We start from the raw sequence: 22,203 nt of genomic DNA, 5'->3' as shown, positions 1-22,203 counted from the left end.
TTGCGCAGGGAGTCGCGCCTATCGACGCTGCGCACGACGGCGAGATGCGTCCAGCCCTGGAGGCGTTAGTCACAAGACTGACGCTTCTTCCCTGATGTCGAGGAACACGCAGAATTTATGAAGCCGATTTTTAGCAGGGGGCCTTCCCTGCAGTTGCGTCTCTTTCTGGCAGTCATTGTGGCTATCGCGATTATCATCGCTGACAGTCGCGTGAGCTCCTTCTCCCAGATCCGCAACTACCTGGACACGTCGGTAAGTCCATTTTATTTTCTGGCCAATGGGCCGCGACAGCTTCTTGACGGCGTCTCAGAAACGCTGGCTTCACGCCAGCAGCTCGAGCTGGAAAACAAAGCGCTGCGCCGTGAGCTCTTCCTGAAAAACAGTGACCTGTTGATGCTGGGGCAATACAAGCAGGAAAACGCACGTCTGCGTGAGCTGCTCGGCTCACCGCTGCGTCAGGATGAGCACAAGATGGTGACCCAGGTGATTTCAACCGGCACCGACCCGTATACCGATCAGGTGGTTATCGATAAAGGCAGTGTAAACGGTGTTTACGAAGGCCAGCCGGTGATCAGTGATAAAGGTGTAGTGGGTCAGGTGGTGGCTGTGGGTCAGGTGACCAGCCGTGTACTGCTGATTTGTGATGCCTCGCACGCGTTGCCGATTCAGGTGTTACGTAACGATATTCGCGTGATTGCGGCGGGTAACGGCTGCAGCGAAGACCTGCAGCTGGAACATCTGCCGGGCAACACCGACATTCGTGTCGGCGATGTGCTGGTGACGTCTGGCCTTGGCGGACGTTTCCCTGAAGGCTATCCGGTTGGCGTGGTCTCTTCAGTGAAAGTCGACACCCAGCGTGCTTATACCGTTATCCAGGCGCATCCGACCGCAGGCCTGCAGCGTCTGCGTTATCTGCTGCTGTTGTGGGGCTCGGATAAGAATGGCGACATGCCGATGGCACCGGATGAAGTTCACCGCGTGGCGAATGAGCGTCTGATGCAGATGATGCCGCAAGTCTTGCCGCCAGCAGGCGAAATGGGCCCACCGGCACCGGACGTGGCACCGCAGATGGGGCCGCCAGCACCCGCTAACAGCAGTCGTTCGCAAGGGATACCAGCGAACACACGCGGAGGCCAGCCTTGAGTCGATATCGCAGCCAGGGCCGATGGGTTATCTGGCTGTCCTTTCTGATTGCCCTCATTCTGCAAATCATGCCCTGGCCGGAACAAATCTACATGTTCCGGCCTTCATGGCTTTTGTTGATCCTGGTTTACTGGGTTCTGGCATTGCCGCACCGCGTCAATGTTGGCACGGGCTTCTTTTTAGGGGCCGTGATGGACCTGGTGGCCGGTTCCACGCTGGGTGTGCGTGCGCTGGCGTTCAGCATCATCGCGTATCTGGTGGCCTTCAAATTTCAGCTATTCCGAAATCTGGCGTTGTGGCAGCAGGCATTAATGGTTATGGTGCTGTCGCTCGCGGTGGATGTGATTGTTTTCTGGGCTGAATTCCTGGTGATCAACGTCTCATTCCGCCCGGAAATCTTCTGGAGCAGTGTGGTCGACGGCATTCTATGGCCCTGGCTATTCTTATTAATGAGAAAGATTCGCCGTCAGTTCGCTGTTCAGTAAGGAAGACTATGATAAGCCTGTATCTCGCATCCGGTTCACCGCGTCGACGTGAACTGCTCACGCAGCTTGGTCTGCAGTTTGAGCGTCTGATCACCGACGTCGAAGAGTTGCGCCAGCCTGAAGAAGCGGCGGAAGCCTATGTTCGCCGTCTTGCTGCGGACAAAGCGCGCGCAGGCGTGGCGGTCGCACCCCAGGATTTACCGGTGCTGGGTGCAGATACCATCGTGGTGCTTAACAACGAAGTGCTGGAAAAACCACGCGATGCGGCTCACGCGGCGCAGATGCTGAGTCAACTTTCCGGGCAAACGCATCAGGTGATGACCGCCGTCGCGCTGGCAGACAGTGCGCGCGAGCTGGATTGCCTTGTCACGACTGACGTGACATTCCGCAATATCACGGCAGAAGAAATCTCGCACTATATTGCCAGCGGCGAGCCGATGGACAAAGCCGGCGCGTACGGAATACAGGGTCTGGGCGGCAATTTTGTCCGCAAGATTAATGGAAGCTATCACGCCGTAGTGGGATTACCGCTGGTTGAAACCAATGAGTTGCTGAGCCATTTTCAGTCACTGCGTGCGTTAAGGGGACAAGATGACGGCTGAGCTGCTGGTTAACGTTACACCTTCTGAAACCCGTGTTGCCTATATTGATGGCGGCATTTTGCAGGAAATCCACATCGAGCGCGAAGCACGGCGCGGTATCGTGGGGAATATCTATAAAGGTCGCATTAGCCGCGTGTTGCCCGGTATGCAGGCCGCGTTTGTCGATATCGGCATGGATAAAGCCGCCTTCCTGCACGCTTCTGACATCATGCCGCACACCGAATGCGTGGCGGGTGATGAGAAGAAAAATTTTGTGGTGCGCGACATCAGCGAGCTGGTGCGCCCAGGCCAGGATTTGGTGGTACAGGTGGTGAAAGATCCACTCGGCACCAAAGGTGCGCGCCTCACCACCGATATTACGCTGCCTTCGCGTTATCTGGTGTTTATGCCAGGTGCATCGCACGTTGGCGTTTCACAGCGCATTGAAAGCGAAGCCGAGCGTGACCGTCTGAAAGCCGTCGTGGCGGCCTACTGTGACGATCTCGGTGGCTTTATTATTCGTACTGCTGCCGAAGGCATCTGCGAGCAAGACCTGGCGCAGGATGCTGCCTTCCTTAAGCGCCTATGGACCAAAGTCAGCGAACGCAAGAAACGTAACCAGACGCGCTGCCTGTTGTACGGTGAGCTAGCATTAGCACAGCGTGTGCTGCGTGACTTTGCCGGCGCGGCGCTGGATCGCATTCGTGTTGATTCGCGTCTGACCTGCGATCTGCTGGTGGAATTTACCGGCGAATATATCCCGGAAATGGCCAGTAAGCTGGAGCTGTACAGCGGTAAACAACCGATCTTCGATCTGTTTGATGTTGAGAACGAAATTCAACGCTCGCTGGAGCGTAAAGTTGAACTCAAGTCGGGCGGCTACCTGATCATCGATCAAACCGAAGCGATGACCACCGTCGATATCAATACCGGCGCGTTCGTTGGGCATCGGAATCTCGACGAAACCATTTTCAACACTAATATTGAAGCCACGCAGGCGATTGCCCGTCAGCTACGGTTGCGCAATCTCGGCGGCATAATCATTATCGATTTCATCGACATGAGTAATGACGATCACCGTCGCCGCGTGCTGCATTCACTGGAAAGTGCGCTAAGCAAAGATCGGGTAAAAACCGGCATTAACGGATTCTCGGCGCTCGGTCTGGTAGAAATGACGCGCAAGCGCACGCGTGAAAGTATTGAACATGTGCTCTGTGCCGATTGCCCGGTGTGCAAAGGGCGCGGCACGCTGAAAACGGTGGAAACGGTCTGTTATGAAATCATGCGCGAAATCGTGCGTGTGCATCATGCTTATGATTCGGATCGCTTCCTCGTCTATGTTTCCCCGGCGGTGGGTGAGGCATTAAAAAGCGAAGAGTCACATGCGCTGGCTGAAGTGGAAATCTTTGTCGGTAAGCAGGTTAAAGTCCATGTTGAGCCGCTCTATACTCAGGAGCAGTTTGACGTCGTCATGATGTAAGTCGTGAGGTTGAACGCCGTTATCCAACGGGAAGCAAGGAGAGGTGTGTGAGGCGGTTGCCGAGGATTTTGTTACTGCTGCTCGCCGCAATCATCGTTATTGTGGCGCTGCTAGTCAGCGGGTTGCGCCTCGTGATGCCGCATCTCAACAGCTATCGCAGCGACATACTGCAGACGATTTCACGCGTCAGCGGTGTGACGGTGGACGCCAGCGAATTGCAGGGGAAATGGGAAAACTTTGGCCCAACCCTGCAGGTGCGCAATCTCAATATTTCGATGCCGGATGACGGCAAGCTCACTATCGGCCGCGTGAATCTGGCGCTCAACGTCTGGCAATCATTGCTGCACTGGCGCTGGCAGTTCCGCGATCTCACCTTCTGGCAACTGCGTCTCGAAACTAATCATCCACTGTTTACCAGTGACCAGCAGAAAAACAGCTTTAAACCAGCGCATATTAACGATCTGTTTCTGCGGCAGTTTGACCACTTTGACCTGCGTGACAGCAGCATCCGTTTTCTTACGCCCTCTGGTCAGCATGCCGAGCTGGCGATCCCACGGCTGACCTGGCTCAACGAAAGCACGCGTCATCGCGCGGAAGGGGAAGTCAATCTCTCCAGCTTTACCGGCCAGCACGGTGTGGTGCAGGTTCGTCTCGATCTTAATGACACCAACGGATTACTCAACGATGGCCGCATCTGGATGCAAGCGGATGACGTCGATGTGCGTCCGTGGATCGGTCCGTGGCTGCGCGACAATACCAGTTTGGAAAGTGCCCGCTTTAGCCTGGCCGCATGGGTCAATCTGCGTGATGGCGATGTCTATGCCGGTGACCTGCTACTGAGCAAAGGCGGTGCGCGCTGGCGCGGCGAGCAGGGCGATCATCAGCTGCAGGTGGATGGCTTAACCGCGCATCTGGCCCGTTTCCAGAATGGCTGGAGCCTGTCGGTGCCACAAACGCGTCTCAGCACCGATGGTGTGGCGTGGGCGCCGGGTCATTTCTCCCTGTTATGGAAGCCAGACGATCAACAGATGCTGGGCGCCAACAGCGGAGCAGAAGTGCGTGTCCGTGCCACACAGCTGGATCTGGAGCGTCTGGCACCGCTAGTGCCGTTGCTCAAACCCCTATCACCTGCGTTACTGGATAACTGGCGTGCATTGCAGCCGCGCGGCAACATCGATGCGCTGGCGCTAGACATTCCGCTCAATCAGCCAGAACAAACCCGACTGCAAGCCAAATGGCACAACCTGGCGTGGCAGCATTGGGAGCTGCTGCCGGGCATCAGCAATTTAAGCGGCACTGCCAGCGGCAGCGTGAATAACGGTCTGCTTGATGTGGCGATGGGACAAGCGGATGTGCCTTATGGCGATATGTTCCAGGCTCCACTACAAATCAAACAGATCACCGGCAAGCTGAACTGGCAGCGTGATGCCAGCGGCCTGACGCTGGACGGTCAGAATCTTGATGTTCAGGCACGTTCCCTGTGGGCGCGCGGTGATTTCCGCTATCAGCAAGATATCGGCAAAGCACCCCAGCTGGATATTCTGGCGGGTATTCGCGTCACCGACGCGGGCGATGCCTGGCGCTACTTCCCGGAACCGCTGATGGGCCACGATCTGACCCATTTCCTTAGCGAGTCGATTAAAGGCGGGAAAGTGGACAATGCCACGCTGTTGTTCGCCGGTAATCCCAGCCTGTTCCCGTTTAAGCACAATGACGGCATGTTCGAAGTTTGGGTGCCGCTGCGTCAATCCACTTTCCAGTTCCAGCCCGGTTGGCCAGCGCTGGAGAATCTCGATATCGACCTCGATTTCGTCAACAACGGCCTGTGGATGAAAGCCGAGAAAACCAAACTGGGCGAAGTGGATGCACGTAACGTCAGCGCAGTGATCCCGGACTATCTGAAAGAGAAGCTAATCATCAATGGCGATCTCAGCGGTCAAGGCAAGCAAATCGCTGATTACTTTGAGCAAACGCCGCTGAAATCGACGCTAGGCGCAGCGCTGCAACAGCTGCAAATCGGCGGCAATGTGCTTGGTTCGCTGAATCTCGATATTCCGTTGGATGGCGAACTGGTGCACGCCAGCGGTAATGTAGTGATGAACAATAACAGCTTGCACATCAAGCCGTTAAACACCACGCTGGAAAACCTCACCGGACGTTTCCGTTACAACAACGGCAATCTCGAAAGTGAACAGATGCAGGCTAACTGGTTTGGTCAGCCTACCGGCGTCAGTTTTACCACCACCGAAAACCCTGACAACTTCGGCGTCAACGTGAAACTGCTGGGCGACTGGCAGCCGTCGAAACTGAAAGTGTTGCCGACCAGCGTCAGCAGTCAACTGAGTGGCAGTCTGCCATGGCAGGGCAATGTCGACATCACGCTGCCACACAAAGGTGGCGCGACCTATAAGGTCGATTTGCAGGGCGATGCAAAAACAGTAAGTAGTCACTTACCTGCGCCTTTGGATAAGCAGGCGGGTGAAGCGATGCCCATCGCCATTAACGCCACCGGTGACCTGAAAGGATTTACGCTGAGCGGTAGCGTGCGTGAACACAATCGCTTTAACAGCCGTTGGATTCTCGAACCTCAGCTGCGCGTGGATCGCGGCATCTGGCTCAACGATGCGAAAAGCACGCCGAAGCTGCCAGAAAAGCGCGGTATGGAACTCAATTTACCGCCGCTGGATGGTGAAGCCTGGATGGGACTGCTGGCAGGTGGAGGTGGTTCGCGCAATGCTCAGGGCGAAACGGAAGTGGGCGGTGCATTGCTGCCGGGGGATGTGACGCTGCGTACACCGGCACTCACACTCGGTGGCCAGCAGTGGCATGACGTCAATGCCACCGTCACGCAAGGGCCAACCGGCAATACGCAGCTTCAGCTGGAAAGTCGCGAAGCGCGTGGCAGTTTGCAAACCGCACAGCATGCGCCCTGGCAGATCGACCTCAGCTATCTTTACTACAATCCAGAATGGGCGAACAGCAGCGATAGCAGCACCTCGCCGTTGGGTGGCAACAGCAGCACTGTGGACTTCAGCAACTGGCCAGCGCTGCAGCTTAACTGTGATGAGTGCTGGCTGCGCGGTCAGAAGTTTGGTCATATGCAGGCCAGATTGCAGCCGCAGGGAGATACGTTAGCACTTACTAACGGAAGCGTGGATTCAGGTAGTGCGAAGCTCAATATCAACGGCGAATGGGTCAATAAACCGGGCAATCAGCGCACCTCATTGAAGGGCAGTTTGAGCGGGAAAAACATCAATGACGCCGTCAATTGGTTTGGGATGAATACCCCACTACGTGATGCGCCGTTTAACGTGGATTATGACCTGCACTGGCGTTCTGCCCCGTGGCAACCTTCAGCGGAAACGTTGAGCGGCACGCTGAAAACCCATTTTGGCAAAGGCCAGATTGCGGATGTGAATACCGGGCGTGCGGGGCAGCTGCTGCGCCTGATGAGCTTTGACGCCCTGCTGCGTAAGCTGCGCTTCGATTTTAGCGATACCTTCAGCGAAGGTTTCTATTTTGATTCGATTAACGGCACGGCGTGGATCGAGAACGGGGTAATGCACACGGATAACCTGTTGGTGGATGGCCTTGAAGCGGATATCGCCATGCAGGGCAAAATCGATTTGGCGAAGCGACAGATTGATATGGAAGCGGTGGTCGCGCCAGAAATTTCTGCTTCGGTGGGTGTGGCGACGGCCTTTGTGGTTAACCCGGTGATTGGTGCCGCGGTGTTTGCCGCCAGTAAAGTATTGGGCCCGTTGTGGAATAAGATTTCGCTGCTGCGTTATCACATCAGCGGACCGCTGGATAAACCGGAAATCAATGAAGTGCTGCGCAAACCGCGCGAAGACGACAAGAAGTGAATTTGACGCCGTCGGGGAATTGCCGCAGGCTATGACTATCCGAGCACATAATGAGTGAGAAACGATGACTCTGAATCTGGTAAGTGAGCAGTTACTAGCTGCGAACAGCATTAATCAGCAGGACCTTTATTCCCTGTTAGGGCAGCTTTCAGAACGTCGTCTGGATTATGCCGATCTCTATTTCCAGTCCAGTTTCCATGAATCCTGGGTGCTGGAAGACAAAATCATTAAAGATGGCTCTTACCACATCGACCAGGGTGTCGGTGTGCGTGCAATCAGCGGTGAGAAAACCGGTTTCGCTTACGCAGACCAAATTTCCTTGAACGCCCTGCGCCAGTCTTCTGAAGCCGCGCGCAGCATCGTGCGTGAGCAAGGCAATGGCAAAGCGCATACGCTTTCTGCCGTGATTAACCGTTCGCTGTATGCGCCGATCAATCCGCTGGACAGCCTGACGCGTGAAGACAAAATTGCACTGTTGCATCGTGTTGATACCGTGGCTCGTGCTGCTGACCCGCGCGTGCAGGAAGTGAATGCCAGCCTGACCGGCGTCTACGAGCAGGTGCTGGTGGCGGCGACCGATGGCACACTGGCAGCGGATATCCGCCCACTGGTGCGTCTGTCGATCAGCGTGCAGGTGGAAGATCAGGGTAAACGTGAACGCGGCTCCAGCGGCGGCGGCGCGCGTACTGGCTATGAATTCTTCTATGCAGATGAAAACGGTGATGTGCGTGCCGATGCATGGGCGCGTGAAGCGGTGCGTCTGGCGCTGGTGAATCTTTCTGCCGTGGCCGCACCTGCGGGTACCCTGCCGGTCGTGTTAGGCGCTGGCTGGCCGGGTGTGCTGCTGCACGAAGCGGTAGGACATGGTCTGGAAGGCGATTTTAACCGCCGTGAAACTTCGGTATTTAGCGGCAAAATGGGGCAACTGGTGGCCTCAGAACTCTGCACCGTGGTCGACGATGGCACCATCGAAGGCCTGCGCGGCTCACTGGCGGTGGATGACGAAGGCGTGCCGGGCCAGTACAACGTCCTGATCGAAAACGGCGTACTCAAAGGCTACATGCAGGACAAGCTCAATGCGCGTCTAATGGGCGTGCCGCCAACCGGTAACGGGCGTCGTGAATCCTATGCGCATCTGCCGATGCCGCGTATGACCAACACCTATATGCTGGCGGGTAAATCCACGCCGCAGGACATCATTTCCAGCGTTGAATACGGAATTTATGCGCCGAACTTTGGTGGCGGCCAGGTGGATATCACCTCGGGCAAGTTTGTGTTCTCCACCTCAGAAGCCTATCTGATTGAAAACGGCAAAGTCACCACGCCGGTGAAAGGCGCCACGCTGATCGGTTCCGGTATTGAAGCGATGCAGCAGATCTCAATGGTGGGTAACGATCTGGCGCTGGATAAAGGCGTTGGCGTGTGCGGTAAAGAGGGTCAGAGCGTGCCGGTCGGCGTTGGTCAGCCAACCCTGAAGCTGGATAAAATCACCGTCGGCGGTACCGCGTAATCATTCCTGGTGCGCATCAATGTGTACTCTCTAAATGACGGCACCGTCCTCTGTAGGGGCGCCATTTATGGCGTCCTCCACTGCCAGGAGCGCATAAATGCGCCCCCTACGAAAACCTCACCGAACCCGTAGCGGCGCCATTTATGGCGTCCTCCAATGCCAGGAGCGTATAAATGCGCCCCCTACAAAAACCTCACCGAACCCGTAGCGGCGCCATTTATGGCGCCCAGACCGTCAGCCTTTCCGATGCTGCTGATACTGCTGCGCCACCTGCTTAAAGTACTCGGTCAGATAATCGATACACACCTGCACCTTCAGCGGCATCTTGTCTTTCTCGGTATAGAGCGCATACACCGGACGCGGTTCTGAGTGATATTGCGGGAACAGAATGTCGATCTCTCCAGCGTTAATCTCATCAATCACCCACATCAGCGGCACATAGGCGATACCGCAACCGGCTTTCAGCCAGCGAATCAGCGTTTGTGAATCATTGGTAACGAAGCGTCCTTGCGGCGTCAGTCGCGTCACCAAACCTTCCGGCGCGACCAGTTCAAAGGTGTTATCCGGGCGAACGCTATATTCCAGCCATGAAAAATTATCGATCTCACCCGGCTTTTCAGGCGTACCGTGTTGCGCCTGATAACTCTTAGCGGCGCACACAACCATCGGCATCGCGCCCAAACGGCGTGAAAACAAGTTGGAATCTTGTAAAGCACCCACGCGAACCACGAGATCTAAGCCGTTGGCGATCAAATCCGGCGCGGGAATGCCGGTGACCAGATTGACACTCAGGCCAGGATATTCGCGCAGCATATCGCTGGTCATCGCGGACAACACATTTTGCGCCATGGTAGATGAGCAGCCAATACGCAGAATACCAATCGGCGTGTTATTGAAAGCATACAGCTGTTCATGCACCTGTGATGCCTCGGCCAGCATGCGGCGGCAGCCCTGATAATAGATCTTGCCTGCTTCGGTCAGGCCAATACTGCGGGTGCTGCGATTTAACAATTTGACCTGCAGCTCATCTTCCAGTTTGGCGACAATTTGGCTGATTGACGAAACGCTGAGATGAAGCTGACGTGCCGCGGCGGTAAAAGAACCTAATTCAACCACTTTGGCGAAAATGGACATGCCTTTAAGTCGTTCCATTGTTTACTCTGGCTAAAAAGTGATTTAGCTCACAATATGTAGAAAACGTATAGTCATGCGCGTTACTATACGCACGCTGGGTCTGTTCACCGCACCTTAACACGGCTGTGTTTACTCGATGATACGCTATCATTAGCTCAACGCGGCCTGAATGTTGCCATCAGTCTCTCAATCACCCCCTGATTCTCAACCCGACGTGCCACGCGGCATGAGGGCAGGTATCGGTGCAATCCGGCAAGGTCGAACTAAGGAACCGTAATGAGTGTGCTCCCGGTATTTGTCGTATTCGGGCTGAGCTTTCCGCCCATCTTCATTGAACTACTGGTTTCGCTGGCGCTGTTCTGGCTGGTGAAACGCGTGCTGACGCCCAGCGGAATTTATGACCTGGTGTGGCATCCGGCACTTTTTAACACAGCTTTGTATTGCTGCGTGTTTTACCTTGTATCCCGTCTATTCGTCTGAGGTTTTTAAGTGAAAGCGCTCATAAGAAAAATCGCGCGTTACGCGATTACAATCCTGCTGGTTATCATCGCAATCGTGATCATCTTCCGCGCCTGGGTGTTCTATACCGAATCGCCCTGGACGCGTGACGCCAAATTCTCCGCTGATGTCGTAGCGATCTCGCCAGACGTCACCGGCCTTATCACTGACGTGCCTGTGCACGACAACCAACTGGTGAAACAGGGCGACACGCTGTTTGTCGTGGATCGTCCGCGCTACCAGAAAGCACTGGATGAAGCCCAGGCGGATGTCGAATATTACCAGGCATTGGTCAACGAAAAACGCCGTGAAGCGGCGCGCCGTAATCAACTTGGCACCAGCGCCATGTCGCGTGAAGCCATCGATCAGGCTAACAACGATCTGCAAACCAGCGAACATCAGCTGGCGAAATCGGTGGCAACACGCGATTTGGCGGTGATCGACCTGGATCGCACCACCATCAAAGCGCCTTCAGATGGCTGGGTCACTAACCTCAACGTTTATCAGGGCGAGTTCATCACCCGTGGTTCCGTTGCCGTGGCATTGGTACAGCAACACTCATTCTATGTGCTGGCCTATATGGAAGAGACCAAGCTGGATGGCGTACGTCCTGGCTTCCGCGCCGAAATCACCCCGCTGGGCAGCAATGCCGTATTGCGTGGCACGGTGGACAGCATTGCTGCCGGCGTGACCAACAGCAGCAGCAGCGTCGACAGCAAAGGCATGGCGACCATCGACTCCAACCTTGAATGGGTGCGACTGGCGCAGCGCGTACCGGTGCGCATTCATCTTGACGATCAACCAGGCAACCGCTTCCCGGCGGGCACCACCGCCACGGTGGTGATCACCGGTGATAAAGATCGTCAAACCAAAGTCTCGCCGTTGACGCAGTTCTTTAACCGCCTGCGCGAGTTTGGTTAAGCGAGGCCGTTATGATTGAATTTTTGCGTTTCCCGGTGAAGCTGACATTTGCGCTGGTTGCGGCGCTGATGATTGGCTTTCACTTTAATCTGGAAACGCCGCGTTGGGCGGTCATGACTGCCGGCATTGTCGCCGGTGGTACCGCCTTTGCCGCAGGGGGCGACCCCTATTCTGGCGCACTGCGCTATCGCGGCATTCTGCGCATTATTGGTACTTTTATTGGCTGTATCGCCGCGCTTACAATCATGATCGCTACGGTGCGGGCCCCGGTGGTGATGCTGCTGCTGTGCTGTTTATGGGCGGGCATGTGCGTCTGGCTCTCCTCGCTGATTAAAGTTGAGAACTCCTACGCGCTGGGTCTGGCGGGTTACACCGCGCTGATTATCGTCATTACTGCCGATGCCAGTGGCGGTTTAACGCTGGCACCACAGTTTGCCGTTGAACGTTGCAGTGAAATTGTCATTGGTATTCTGTGTGCGATTCTCGCTGACATGCTGTTCTCGCCGCGCTCTATCAAAAAAGTGATCGAGGCAGAAGTCGATGCCCTGCTGGTGGCGCATTACAAGCTGCTGCAACTGTGTGTGGCACACGCAGATAAAGACGAAGTGGATAGAACCTGGAGCGCGCTGGTGCGCCGCACCACAGCGCTCAACGGCATGCGTAGCCAGTTGATGATGGAATCTTCGCGCTGGAAGAATTCCAGTCGCCGCCTGCAGATGCTGAATACGCTGTCGCTGACATTGATTACACAAGCGGCCGAAACCTTTCTGATTCAGAACGCCCGTCCAGACTATATCCCGACGCAATATCGCCTGCTAATTGAGAAAGACGTTCATAACGTTGATGACGTGCATAAGCGTATGAAGGTGATGCGTCGTCTGATCAGCGTCAGCAACAAAAATGTGCCGATGACGGTGGCAAGTTGGGTCGGCGCTGCCACGGAATATCTGTTGCTGATTAACGGAGTGCGCAGCAACAGCCGTATCACCACGCTGGAAGAGAGTATCCTGCAGCGCGAAGTGGTGATTCAGGCACGTTCGGCGGAAACCCATCACGCGATGATTAACGGTGTGCGAACCTTTGTGGCGACCGCACTGGGTTCCCTGTTCTGGCTATACACCGGCTGGACATCCGGCAGTGGCTGTATGGTGATGCTGGCCGTTATCACCGCGCTGGCGATGCGTATGCCGAATCCCCTGATGATGGCAAAAGACTTCTTCTACGGTATGGCCTTCGCCGTGCCGCTCGGCATGCTCTATTTTATCTATATCCTGCCGGCCACGCAGCAAAGCGCGTTGTTGTTGTGCATCGCGATTGGCGCATTGGGCTTTATCGGCGGTATCTTTGTTCAGCGGCGTCAGATTGGTACGTTAGGGGCGCTAATTGGCACCATCAACGTGCTGGTGCTGGATAACCCGATGAAATTTGAGTTCAACGTATTCCTCGATAATGCGTTGGGCCAGTGGATTGGCAGCTTTGTAGCGATGATGGTGATTCTGCTGATTCGCGATAAATCTAAAGCACGTACCGGTCGTAAGCTGCTGAATCGCTTTATGTATGCCGCCGTGGCTGCATTGACCACCAATCAGGCGCGCCGCCGGGAAAACCATTTGCCCGCGCTGTATCAGCAACTGTTCCTGCTGCTCAATCTGTTTCCCGGCGATATCGACAAATACCGCATCGCGCTGACGCTGATTATCGGCCATCAGCGACTGCGTAATGCCGAAGTGCCGGTTAACGCAGAGCTATCGGCCTTTCACCGGCAGTTGCGCTACACCGCGGACCGTATTATTTCCGCATCCAGTGATGACAAACGGCGCTACTACTTCGAGCGATTGTTGCAGGAGCTGGAGGTGTATCAGGAAAAACTACACCACTATTCAGCGCCTGAAAGTGTCACCGAACCGGTTAAACGGCTTTCTCTGATGCTGGATAAGTACCAGAACACGCTCATCCAAATCTGAAATCGGCCGCTGCACCCTGCAGCGGCCTTTTTGATCCCACGTTGACACAAAACCCTGCGTTTTTGGCATCTATACTTTTCTGACAGGAAGCAAACTGACAGGAGATTAATGATGTCCACCTCTCTGCAACAACATCCGCTGTTTAAGACCGGTTATTTCTCTGCGGGACAATGGCATAAGGCCAGTACCACCTTTGATGTAACCAATCCGGCCACCGGTGACGTGCTGGCGAAAGTGGCGAAAGCCGGTAAGAGTGAAACGGAACAAGCCATTGCTGCAGCCCAGCAGGCTTTTCCCGCGTGGCGTGATAAAACCGCTAAGCAGCGCGCTGAGATCCTTAATCGCTGGTATCAACTGATCATCGAGAACAAAAGCTGGCTCGGGCAACTGATGACCGCCGAGCAGGGCAAACCCCTGAAAGAAGCAGAAGGTGAAGTCGAGTACGCCGCCAGCTTTATTCAATGGTTTGCTGAGCAGGCTAAGCGTGCCAATGGCGAAATCATCCCTCCGGCGAAACCGGGTTCACGCATTCTGGCTACACGTGAGCCGATTGGTGTGGTGGCGGCTATCACGCCGTGGAATTTCCCGATGGCGATGCTGACACGCAAACTGGGCCCGGCGCTGGCAGCAGGCTGCACCGGCATCATCAAACCGGCCAATAACACCCCGCTGTGTGCCTTCGCGCTAGTCGCGCTGGCACAGGAAGCGGGCGTACCCGACGGCGTCTTGAATGCGGTGGCGGGTGATACGCATGCCATTAGCGACGCGATTATGGCCAGCCAGGCGGTGCGAAAAATCTCGTTTACCGGTTCAACTGCCGTGGGTAAAACGCTGATGCGCAACGCTGCAGACACCATGAAGAAAGTGTCGATGGAGCTGGGCGGCAATGCGCCTTACATCGTGTTTGAGGATGCGGATATAGATGCGGCGGTACAGGGCGCGATTGCTAACAAATTCCGCAACGCAGGACAGGTGTGCGTGAGCGTGAATCGCTTTTATGTGCACAACGCGGTTTACGATCGTTTCGTCAGTCAACTGGCCGATGCAGTGGGCAAGCTGAAAGTGGGTAATGGCGTTGAAGAAGGCGTGATAGTCGGCCCGCTGATTGAGCACTCGGCGCTGGAAAAAGTGGAAGAGCACGTGAAAGATGCGCTGAGCAAAGGCGGTAAGTTACTGATCGGAGGCGAGCGTCATCCACTGGGGGGCAATTTCTGGCAGCCCACGGTAATTGCCGAGGCGCATGAAGAGATGAAACTGGCTCAGGAAGAGACTTTTGGTCCGGTAGCCGCCTGCTTCCGCTTTGATGATGAAGCGGATGTGATTCAGCGTGCCAATAACACCGAATACGGTTTAGCTGCCTATTTTTACACCCAGAATCTGCAGCGGGTGTTCCGCGTCTCTGCAGCGCTGGAAGCCGGGATGATTGGCATTAACGAATGTGCCGTGTCCACTGAACTGGCACCCTTTGGTGGTGTGAAAGAGTCCGGTTTAGGGCGTGAAGGTTCGGTGCTGGGGATGGAAGAGTACCTGGAAGTGAAAGCGCTGCATATTGGTGGGCTGGCCTGATGGGCGGCCCTGCCTGAAAGAGGGAATCACGATGAGAACCGAGCGTTTTGATTTCGACGAAATCGTCGATCAAGCCCATTTCTATCGCCAGTTCAGCGATCGTTTTGCACTGACAGATCCCGGCATTGACGATCTGGACGATCTTTGGGCGGTGATCCAAGGTGATCAGTTGCCGTTGCCGCTGGAAATTGAGTTTGTGAATCTGGGAACAGGGCAGAAACGCCGGTATGGCGCATTAATCCTGCTATTTGATGAAGCAGAAGAGGAGCTGGAGGGTCAGCTCCGCTTTAATGTGAAGTGACAAGCCGAAAAAGGGCCCCGGCGAGCGGGGCCAAAGGGTTCGTCAGAATTGACGAGGAATTATTTGTACAGCTCAGCGGTCACGTGATAGCTGTCACCGGTATTGGCTTCAATCACTTTATAAGCACTGGCACCTTGTGCATCGGCTTTCTGTGAAAGCTCAGCACGGTAATCCATTGGCGAACCGCCGGTACCGCTGACGGTGATAGTGCTGCCGGTAGGTTGCAGATTTTGCGCCTGCTCATTCGTTACCAATTGGGCTGCTGAAGCACCAAAGGCAAACAGGGAAAGAAGGCTGGCGGCTGCGATGGTTGCTTTGATTTTCATAATTTTTCTCCTCGTTATAATCAACAACCTGCGGCAAAAAGTGGGTGAGGCGGGTCGTCGATAAATTGTCTGGCGCCGTTCAGGCGCCCGACGTTCGATTTAGTCTTATTTGTACAGTTCAGCGGTCACGTGGAAGGTGTCACCGCGATTGTTTTCAATGATGCGATAGTGGCTGGCACCTTGCGCATCGGCTTTCTGCGACAGTTCCTGACGGACATTCGTCTGGTCACCGTCAACACCACTCACACTGACAGTTTGGTTCAGCGGTTGCAGCTGTGCGGCTTGTTCGTTAGAAACCAGGCTAGCGGCGCTGGCACCGAAAGACAGTACGGAAGCCAGACCGACAATGGCGATAGCTAATTTGGTTTTCATGATTCACTCTCCTGAAATTGGGTTTGGCAACCTGAGAGGCAAATGCGTCTCAAACGGGTCGCCGTTCACACTGCGTCTTGTTCAGTAAACTTATTTATAAAGTTCAGCGGTGGCGTGATAGCTGTCGCCGGTATTCGCTTCGATCACACGGTAGGCTTTAGCACCTTCCTGATCGGCTTTGGCATTCAGCTGTTCATGGATATCCATCGGAGAACCGCCCACGCCGCTCACACTGATGGTGCCGGCAGGTTGCAGATTCGCTGCCTGTTGAGCATTGATAGAATCTGCTGCAAAAGCACCAAATGACAGGGCAGATAGAACACTCAGGGTTGCGATAGTAGTTTTAACGTTCATGGTATTTTTCCTCGTCTTCTGTTTTTATCTTTTTCTTTCGTGTGATTTGCATCACGAAAACAAGTATAGATCTAATCACCCATGAAATTAATATCTGGCTAATAATGTTTGGTTGTTATTCTTTATCCTTATGGCACCTTTTTAGAACTGGAAGTTATTAAAAACGCTGAATTCTTAACCATTGACCATTATTTATTCGTAAAAACAATGATCTGCATCAAATTATCTTTTCGTGCGAAAGATCATGGTTGATCCCGCTGGCTGATACGAAATAGGAAGCGATAACCACTGAGCACAATATGTAAAGCAGTGTAAAATAGCGCTAATGGTTAAGCAGGGGAAAAGGTCGTACCAATATTTTACCGGGTGCAGAACCGGCAGCTATATAGATAACTTATTATTAACAAAGGATTTTGTAACAAGCGTGGCGGGAAACGTGTCAGTAATGAAGGTTGTTACCGGCAGATGAACTGCCGGTTAAGAGCAGGGTTTTATAGTTCCTGTTCGAATAAAACCAGCACGGCATCGTGCAGCTGTTTCACGGAGAAATTGCGCGCGGGAGTGATAAAGATGGTGTCATCACCGGCGATGGTACCGAGAATACCTTCTGCTTTACCAAGCGAATCCAGCAGGCGTGCAATCAACTGCGCGGCACCGGGGCTGGTGTGAATCACGACCAGGGCGTCATTGTAATCGATATCCAGCACCAGATTCTTCAATGGGCTGGTGGTGGTCGGCACGCCAAGCTCAGCTGGCAAGCAATACACCATTTCCATTTTGGCATTGCGGGTGCGCACGGCACCAAACTTGGTCAGCATACGAGAAACTTTTGACTGGTTGATGTTCTCGAAGCCGTCTTCCTGCAGCGCCTGCACGATTTCGCCCTGAGAGCTGAATTTTTCTTCTTTTAATAACGCTTTGAACGCTTTGATCAAGTCGTCTTGTTTTGATGGGTTTCGCATAAGCTACCAATAAAAGAGGGGTGCAGCAGGCAACAGGCCAGCGGCAGATAAATTATTATGCATTTAGATGAATTTTTATGCAATAAGCGTAGTGAGAGAATCGCGCTAATCAACTGCGGAGCGGCATTATAGCAGAGTTTTGTGTTGCGCCAAAATCGCGGGCTGACGCGCAAAGCGAAGGTTGCAATGTTGTTATAGTATTGAAGTGGTAACAACTATATCGATGATCATTGCCGTCCATTGTTTTCTGGCTGCGATTGTATCATTCAGGCGACTTCTGAAGTGGAGATGTCTCGGGAGCCGATTGCGGCGTCATGTTATTGCGCGACAGGTTTGTCGCTATCGCCTGAGAAGTTGATTAAACTCGTAACCTGATGGATTTTCGGCATATCTCTGCCCCACCTTCATAAGGAGTTCAGGATGAAAGTTGCCGTTCTCGGTGCAGCCGGTGGTATCGGCCAGGCGCTCGCACTGCTGCTCAAGACTCAATTACCCGCAGGTTCCGCTCTCTCACTTTATGATATCGCTCCGGTCACGCCAGGTGTGGCGGTCGATCTCAGCCATATTCCCACCGCCGTAAAGGTAGAAGGGTTTAGCGGCGAAGATGCGACACCTGCGCTGCATGGGGCAGATATTGTGCTGATTTCTGCTGGTGTGGCACGTAAACCCGGCATGGATCGCGCCGACCTGTTTAACGTCAACGCGGGCATTGTGCGAAACCTCATCGAACAGGTTGCCAGCACCGCGCCGAAAGCGCTGATCGGCGTCATCACCAATCCGGTTAACACCACGGTGGCCATTGCGGCTGAAGTGCTGAAAAAAGCGGGTGTGTACGACAAGAACCGCCTGTTTGGTATTTCTACCCTCGACATCATCCGCGCCAATACTTTTGTCGCAGCGCTCAAAGGCAAACAGCCAACTGAGATCGAGGTTCCGGTGGTGGGCGGTCACTCAGGCGTGACGATTTTACCGCTGCTGTCGCAGGTTAAAGGCATCAGCTTCAGTGAACAGGAAGTGGCTGACCTCACCAAACGTATTCAAAACGCCGGCACGGAAGTAGTGGAAGCCAAAGCCGGTGGCGGATCGGCGACCTTGTCCATGGGGCAGGCTGCGGCGCGCTTTGGACTCTCACTGGTGCGTGCGTTACAGGGCGAAGCCAACGTCGTGGAATGCGCTTATGTTGAAGGCGATGGCGAATATGCGCGCTTCTTCTCACAGCCGCTGCTGATCGGCAAGAACGGTATCGTGGAACGTCGCCCGTTGGGGCCTTTGAGTGCGTTTGAACAGCAGGCGCTCAGCGGCATGCTGGAGACGCTGAAGAAAGATATCGCGCAGGGCGAAGAGTTTGTGAAGTAACGCCCAGCAGAAAAAACAACGCCCGGTGATTGCCGGGCGTTGTCGTTTATAAGCCGCCAGATTTGAAAGTCTGGCTGGACGGTGATCCATTGCCCGCCGGCGTTTTACGTCCCAGCGTTTCCATACGCACCTGGAACGGTGGGAACGGCATCTCAATACCGTGCTCTTCAAAGCCACGTAAAATCAACTGATGCAGCTCATGACGCAGTGGCATGCGGTGACCCATCTCGGCAGCGTGCACACGCAGTTCAAACAGCTGAATACCTTGCTGCAAATCTACCAGGAACACATCCGGTGCGGGCATATCCAGCACGTAGGTGCAGCGCTCGGCAGCCTGTTTAAGAATGTTGGTGACTTCATCACTGTTAACGTGCGCCGGGGCCGGGATGGTCAGCACTACGCGCGTGACGGAATCTGACAGCGACCAGTTAACGAATTGCTCAGTGATAAAGGCCTTATTCGGCACGATGATCTCTTTACGGTCCCAGTCGGTAATCGTCGTGGCGCGGGTATTGATGCGGGTTATGCTGCCGGTCAAATCGCGAATGGTCACGGTATCACCAATACGAATCGGCTTTTCGAACAGGATAATCAGACCAGAAATAAAGTTGGCGAAGATCTCCTGCATACCAAAGCCCAGTCCCAGACCTAATGCCGCCACCAGCCACTGCAGTTTTGCCCACTCAACGCCAATAATCGAGAAGCCGACTAACCCGCCAATCAACATCAGTACGTATTTGGTCAGGGTGGTAATAGCGTAACCGGTGCCGGGCGTCAGGCTGATGTGTTGTAGCAGTGCCAGTTCCAGCAGGGCAGGCATGTTGCGCACCAGCTGGGTGGTAATAATGAACACCAGGATGGCAATCAGCACCGCACCCAGCGTTATCGGCTGTACGCTTTCGACACCCTGCACCGTGGTGCTGGCATCCCACAGCGGGATATTGTCGAGGAAGCTAAAGGCCGAGTGAATTTCCGACCACAGCACAATCACCGACACCAGCGCAATCAACGTCAGAATGGAGCGCACCAAACGCAATGACTGCGCGCTGATCTCATCCAAATCCAGGCTCGGCTCTTCAATTTCGATGGTATCGGCGTTGGCGGGCGTTTGTTGATCTTTCTCTTCTTCGCTGCGTGCACGGTTCGCCAGCATATCGGCACGGCGTTGACGGGCGCGGTCAAAGGCGATGCGGCGACGTTGGATCAGCATCCAGCGGCGAATAATGTGATAAATCACCAGCAGGAAGAACCAAATGCCCACCGATGTTTCCAGACGTGCCAGCAGAGCCTGAGCGGTCGCCAGATAACCAATGCAGGAAGCGAGCGCCGCCACCAGCGGAATGGCAATCATCAGGTTCCACAGAATGCGGTTAATGAAGTTGTCGCCATTGCCCTCTTTATCCAGATACAGCGGAATCCCTGCACGTTTCAGGCTGACGGTGACAATACTTAACGCGCCGCAAATCAGGATAAAGCACAGTCGGCCGAGCGTGCCGGAGAACTGCGGATCGTCCAGATTGGCAAAGGCAATCAACAGCATGATCAGCGGCACAATCAGGCCAACCGTGAGCGAGTAGTAACGCATGGCACGCGCCACGCGCGCCTGTGGCCAGCGGAAGTGCACCACAAACAGCCCATCATGACGCGCAAAGGCGGCGCTGATCATAAAGGCCCACAGCAGGGGCAGGGTGGCGGTGATGCCATCACCAATGGCAACGGCGAACGGATAAGGCCAGGCGTGCTGTAAGCCAAAGCCCAGCGCGGCCCACAGCACCGGCAGCGGCACGGCGACCAGGATCGACCAGAACACCGTGCGCAGCGTCAGGCTAAAGCGATCCTGAGTGACTTTCCCAACCTTGCTGGCGGAGCGTGCCATAAAGTCATTGAAATGACGACGCGAGCTGATACTGAAGCCTACCAGAAGCACCGCGCCAATAATCGGCACCACGGTTTCTTTGCTGGTAAACATCATCGCCAGCGCTTTACCGAGTTGCCCTAAGGTGTCCAGCGACAGCAGACGAGTTAAGTCACGCGCCACGTCAATCGGATACTTCAAATCGATGGCGCTGACATCCGCCGTCCAGAACAGATAACGGTGCGTAGCTTCTTTCACTTCGCCCAGCGCGTCCTGTAACTGCGTGTTCGACACCTTCAGCTTGGTGATTTCCAGAATCAATGTATCGCAGCCGGAGATCAGTGAATTGAGCAGCTCGCGCTGGGTTTTCAGCTGGGCATCGAGAATACGGGTTTGCTCGCTGGTAAACGGCGTGCCATCGTCCTGCTTCTCTTTGCGCAGATCCTTTTGCCGCTCCAGCAAATCTTCATAATGCAGTCGCTGTACGCGCAGTTGGCCCATCTCACTGTCGATCTGCTGCGACTTCGGCATATCCGGCAGTCTGGCGACCTGGGCACGCAAAGCTTCACCCAACAGATTCGATGCGCCCAGCCATTGTGACTGCTCGCGTAGCGTGCTGAGCGCCTGACGCACCTGCAGCGTTTGATTGGTGGCCAGCCGTTGTTGCGAGGCGACCAAATCCATACGCTGAGCTTGCGCATTCAGGTCGGCTGATAGCTCACGGTTCACGCGGAATTGATCGCTGATCGAAGCCGGTAAATCGCCGCTGTTTTCCGCCAGCTGTTCGGTGCGCTCCAGCGCGAGTTCCGCTTCCCGCTGACGCTGATTATTAAGCTGATTGCGCAGCGATTGCAGGTAGTTATCCAGCTGCGTGGCTTTACGCTGATGCACTTCAGCCCGCATGCGCGCCAGCTCCTGGCGATTATTGGCGGAGAGCTGTGCCAGTTCTAACTCATCGACACGCGCTTTATTGGCGGCATTCTCCGCCAGGCGGGCATAAATCTGCGCCTGAGCCAGCGGCGTGGCGGCCGCTGAAAAGCCCTGAGCGCGGCGATCGCTCTCGGTCATCGCCCGACGTGCGTCAGTCTGCTGCTGTGGTAGCTGTGAAAGTGAATCGCTGATCTCTCGTGCGCGATCCTGCTCTTGCTGCGCCTGGCGGCCCTCTTCCAGCAGCTGGCTACTGATTTGCAGGATTTCCTGATCCAGCTCGGCGCTGCTCATGTTATTGCGCACCGTTTTGCTGCTGTCGGTCAGCGTGGCGATCTGCTGACGCAGTTCACGGGCCAGCCGCGGGAAATCATCAATCACCTGCTGATACTGTTTCGCACGCTCCAGCGATTCATCACGCTCAGAGAGGAAGTTGATCGCCGCTTCAATGGCCTGAACTTGCTCGGCTTGTGCAGGAGAGGCTTTGGCAGATTTGGCCGTCTCCAGCTCTTGCTTAAGCTGGCTTGCGGGAGGAACGGTGGCTGCAAATACAGAACTGCTGAGCACCAGGCTCAGCAGCAGAGAGAGAAAAACGCGCACGG

At 54.7% G+C, this 22,203-nt stretch carries 18 protein-coding genes; 12 read left to right on the top strand and 6 right to left on the bottom strand.

Translation table 11 applies throughout. The features are described 5' to 3' along the window. Positions 1-117 precede the first annotated feature (117 nt). The 6 genes from mreC (at position 118) to tldD (ending at position 9,065) form a co-directional block, all read left to right on the top strand. Positions 118-1,143 carry a rod shape-determining protein MreC gene (mreC, locus tag LBW88_RS20640; protein ID WP_100703248.1) on the top strand — a complete coding sequence of 342 codons (1,026 nt, stop codon included), beginning with the start codon at positions 118-120 and terminating at the stop codon, positions 1,141-1,143. After that, positions 1,140-1,628 (top strand): rod shape-determining protein MreD, encoded by a 489-nt coding sequence (gene mreD, locus LBW88_RS20635; protein ID WP_034830875.1) that lies wholly within the window; start codon positions 1,140-1,142, stop codon positions 1,626-1,628. Before mreC ends, mreD begins: the two co-directional genes overlap by 4 nt. Positions 1,629-1,636: 8 nt before the next feature. Next, entirely contained in the window at positions 1,637-2,230 is a 594-nt protein-coding gene (locus LBW88_RS20630; RefSeq protein WP_224934013.1) for a Maf family protein, read from the top strand. Continuing rightward, the gene (gene rng / locus LBW88_RS20625; RefSeq protein WP_224934012.1) at positions 2,220-3,689 is read left to right on the top strand and encodes a ribonuclease G; all 1,470 of its coding nucleotides are present in this window, start codon (positions 2,220-2,222) and stop codon (positions 3,687-3,689) included. The genes LBW88_RS20630 and rng overlap by 11 nt, the downstream gene beginning before the upstream one ends. Before the next feature lie 47 nt (positions 3,690-3,736). Next, the gene (gene yhdP, locus LBW88_RS20620) at positions 3,737-7,555 is read left to right on the top strand and encodes an AsmA2 domain-containing protein YhdP (protein ID WP_224934011.1); all 3,819 of its coding nucleotides are present in this window, start codon (positions 3,737-3,739) and stop codon (positions 7,553-7,555) included. Between the two features lie 64 nt (positions 7,556-7,619). Continuing rightward, entirely contained in the window at positions 7,620-9,065 is a 1,446-nt protein-coding gene (gene tldD, locus LBW88_RS20615) for a metalloprotease TldD (RefSeq protein WP_224934010.1), read from the top strand. Between the two features lie 234 nt (positions 9,066-9,299). Here tldD and aaeR read toward each other — a convergent pair whose 3' ends face one another. Beyond that, entirely contained in the window at positions 9,300-10,217 is a 918-nt protein-coding gene (aaeR, locus tag LBW88_RS20610; protein ID WP_224934009.1) for an HTH-type transcriptional activator AaeR, read from the bottom strand. Between the two features lie 258 nt (positions 10,218-10,475). On the opposite strand from aaeR, the gene aaeX reads away from it, so the two are divergent. The 5 genes from aaeX (at position 10,476) to LBW88_RS20585 (ending at position 15,449) form a co-directional block, all read left to right on the top strand. Continuing rightward, a complete protein-coding gene (gene aaeX, locus LBW88_RS20605; protein WP_021508145.1) occupies positions 10,476-10,679 on the top strand; it encodes a p-hydroxybenzoic acid efflux pump operon protein AaeX in 204 nt (67 codons plus the stop codon). A gap of 9 nt (positions 10,680-10,688) precedes the next feature. Then, positions 10,689-11,618 (top strand): p-hydroxybenzoic acid efflux pump subunit AaeA, encoded by a 930-nt coding sequence (aaeA, locus tag LBW88_RS20600; RefSeq protein WP_224934008.1) that lies wholly within the window; start codon positions 10,689-10,691, stop codon positions 11,616-11,618. Between the two features lie 11 nt (positions 11,619-11,629). Then, positions 11,630-13,582: a p-hydroxybenzoic acid efflux pump subunit AaeB gene (aaeB, locus tag LBW88_RS20595; protein WP_224934007.1), complete on the top strand. Its 1,953-nt coding sequence runs from the start codon at positions 11,630-11,632 to the stop codon at positions 13,580-13,582. 111 nt (positions 13,583-13,693) lie between these two features. Continuing rightward, positions 13,694-15,148: an NAD-dependent succinate-semialdehyde dehydrogenase gene (locus tag LBW88_RS20590; protein ID WP_224934006.1), complete on the top strand. Its 1,455-nt coding sequence runs from the start codon at positions 13,694-13,696 to the stop codon at positions 15,146-15,148. Between the two features lie 31 nt (positions 15,149-15,179). Continuing rightward, positions 15,180-15,449 carry a hypothetical protein gene (locus LBW88_RS20585; protein WP_224934005.1) on the top strand — a complete coding sequence of 90 codons (270 nt, stop codon included), beginning with the start codon at positions 15,180-15,182 and terminating at the stop codon, positions 15,447-15,449. Between the two features lie 59 nt (positions 15,450-15,508). Here LBW88_RS20585 and yhcN (LBW88_RS20580) read toward each other — a convergent pair whose 3' ends face one another. The 4 genes from yhcN (LBW88_RS20580) to argR form a co-directional block, all read right to left on the bottom strand. After that, the gene (yhcN, locus tag LBW88_RS20580) at positions 15,509-15,775 is read right to left on the bottom strand and encodes a peroxide/acid stress response protein YhcN (RefSeq protein WP_224934004.1); all 267 of its coding nucleotides are present in this window, start codon (positions 15,773-15,775) and stop codon (positions 15,509-15,511) included. Positions 15,776-15,880: 105 nt separating this feature from the next. Then, complete coding sequence (locus LBW88_RS20575; RefSeq protein ID WP_058959558.1) at positions 15,881-16,147, bottom strand: YdgH/BhsA/McbA-like domain containing protein; 267 nt, start codon at positions 16,145-16,147, stop codon at positions 15,881-15,883. Between the two features lie 90 nt (positions 16,148-16,237). Further along, positions 16,238-16,501, bottom strand: a complete 264-nt coding sequence (gene yhcN / locus LBW88_RS20570) for a peroxide/acid stress response protein YhcN (protein WP_034831133.1) — start codon at positions 16,499-16,501, stop codon at positions 16,238-16,240. Between the two features lie 491 nt (positions 16,502-16,992). Continuing rightward, positions 16,993-17,463 (bottom strand): transcriptional regulator ArgR, encoded by a 471-nt coding sequence (gene argR, locus LBW88_RS20565; RefSeq protein WP_100703261.1) that lies wholly within the window; start codon positions 17,461-17,463, stop codon positions 16,993-16,995. A 420-nt stretch (positions 17,464-17,883) separates the two neighbouring features. On the opposite strand from argR, the gene mdh reads away from it, so the two are divergent. After that, positions 17,884-18,819, top strand: coding sequence for a malate dehydrogenase (mdh, locus tag LBW88_RS20560; RefSeq protein WP_224934003.1), 936 nt, complete (start codon positions 17,884-17,886; stop codon positions 18,817-18,819). 46 nt (positions 18,820-18,865) lie between these two features. Here the strand turns inward: mdh and mscM are convergent, their stop codons facing one another. After that, the gene (gene mscM / locus LBW88_RS20555; protein ID WP_224934002.1) at positions 18,866-22,201 is read right to left on the bottom strand and encodes a miniconductance mechanosensitive channel MscM; all 3,336 of its coding nucleotides are present in this window, start codon (positions 22,199-22,201) and stop codon (positions 18,866-18,868) included. Between the last annotated feature and the right edge of the window lie 2 nt (positions 22,202-22,203).

The organism is Pantoea sp. alder81 (assembly GCF_020179835.1).
Taxonomy (GTDB): Bacteria; Pseudomonadota; Gammaproteobacteria; order Enterobacterales; family Enterobacteriaceae; genus Pantoea.
Note: the sequence above shows the minus strand (reverse complement) of the source record. Positions and strands in the feature narration are given on the sequence as shown.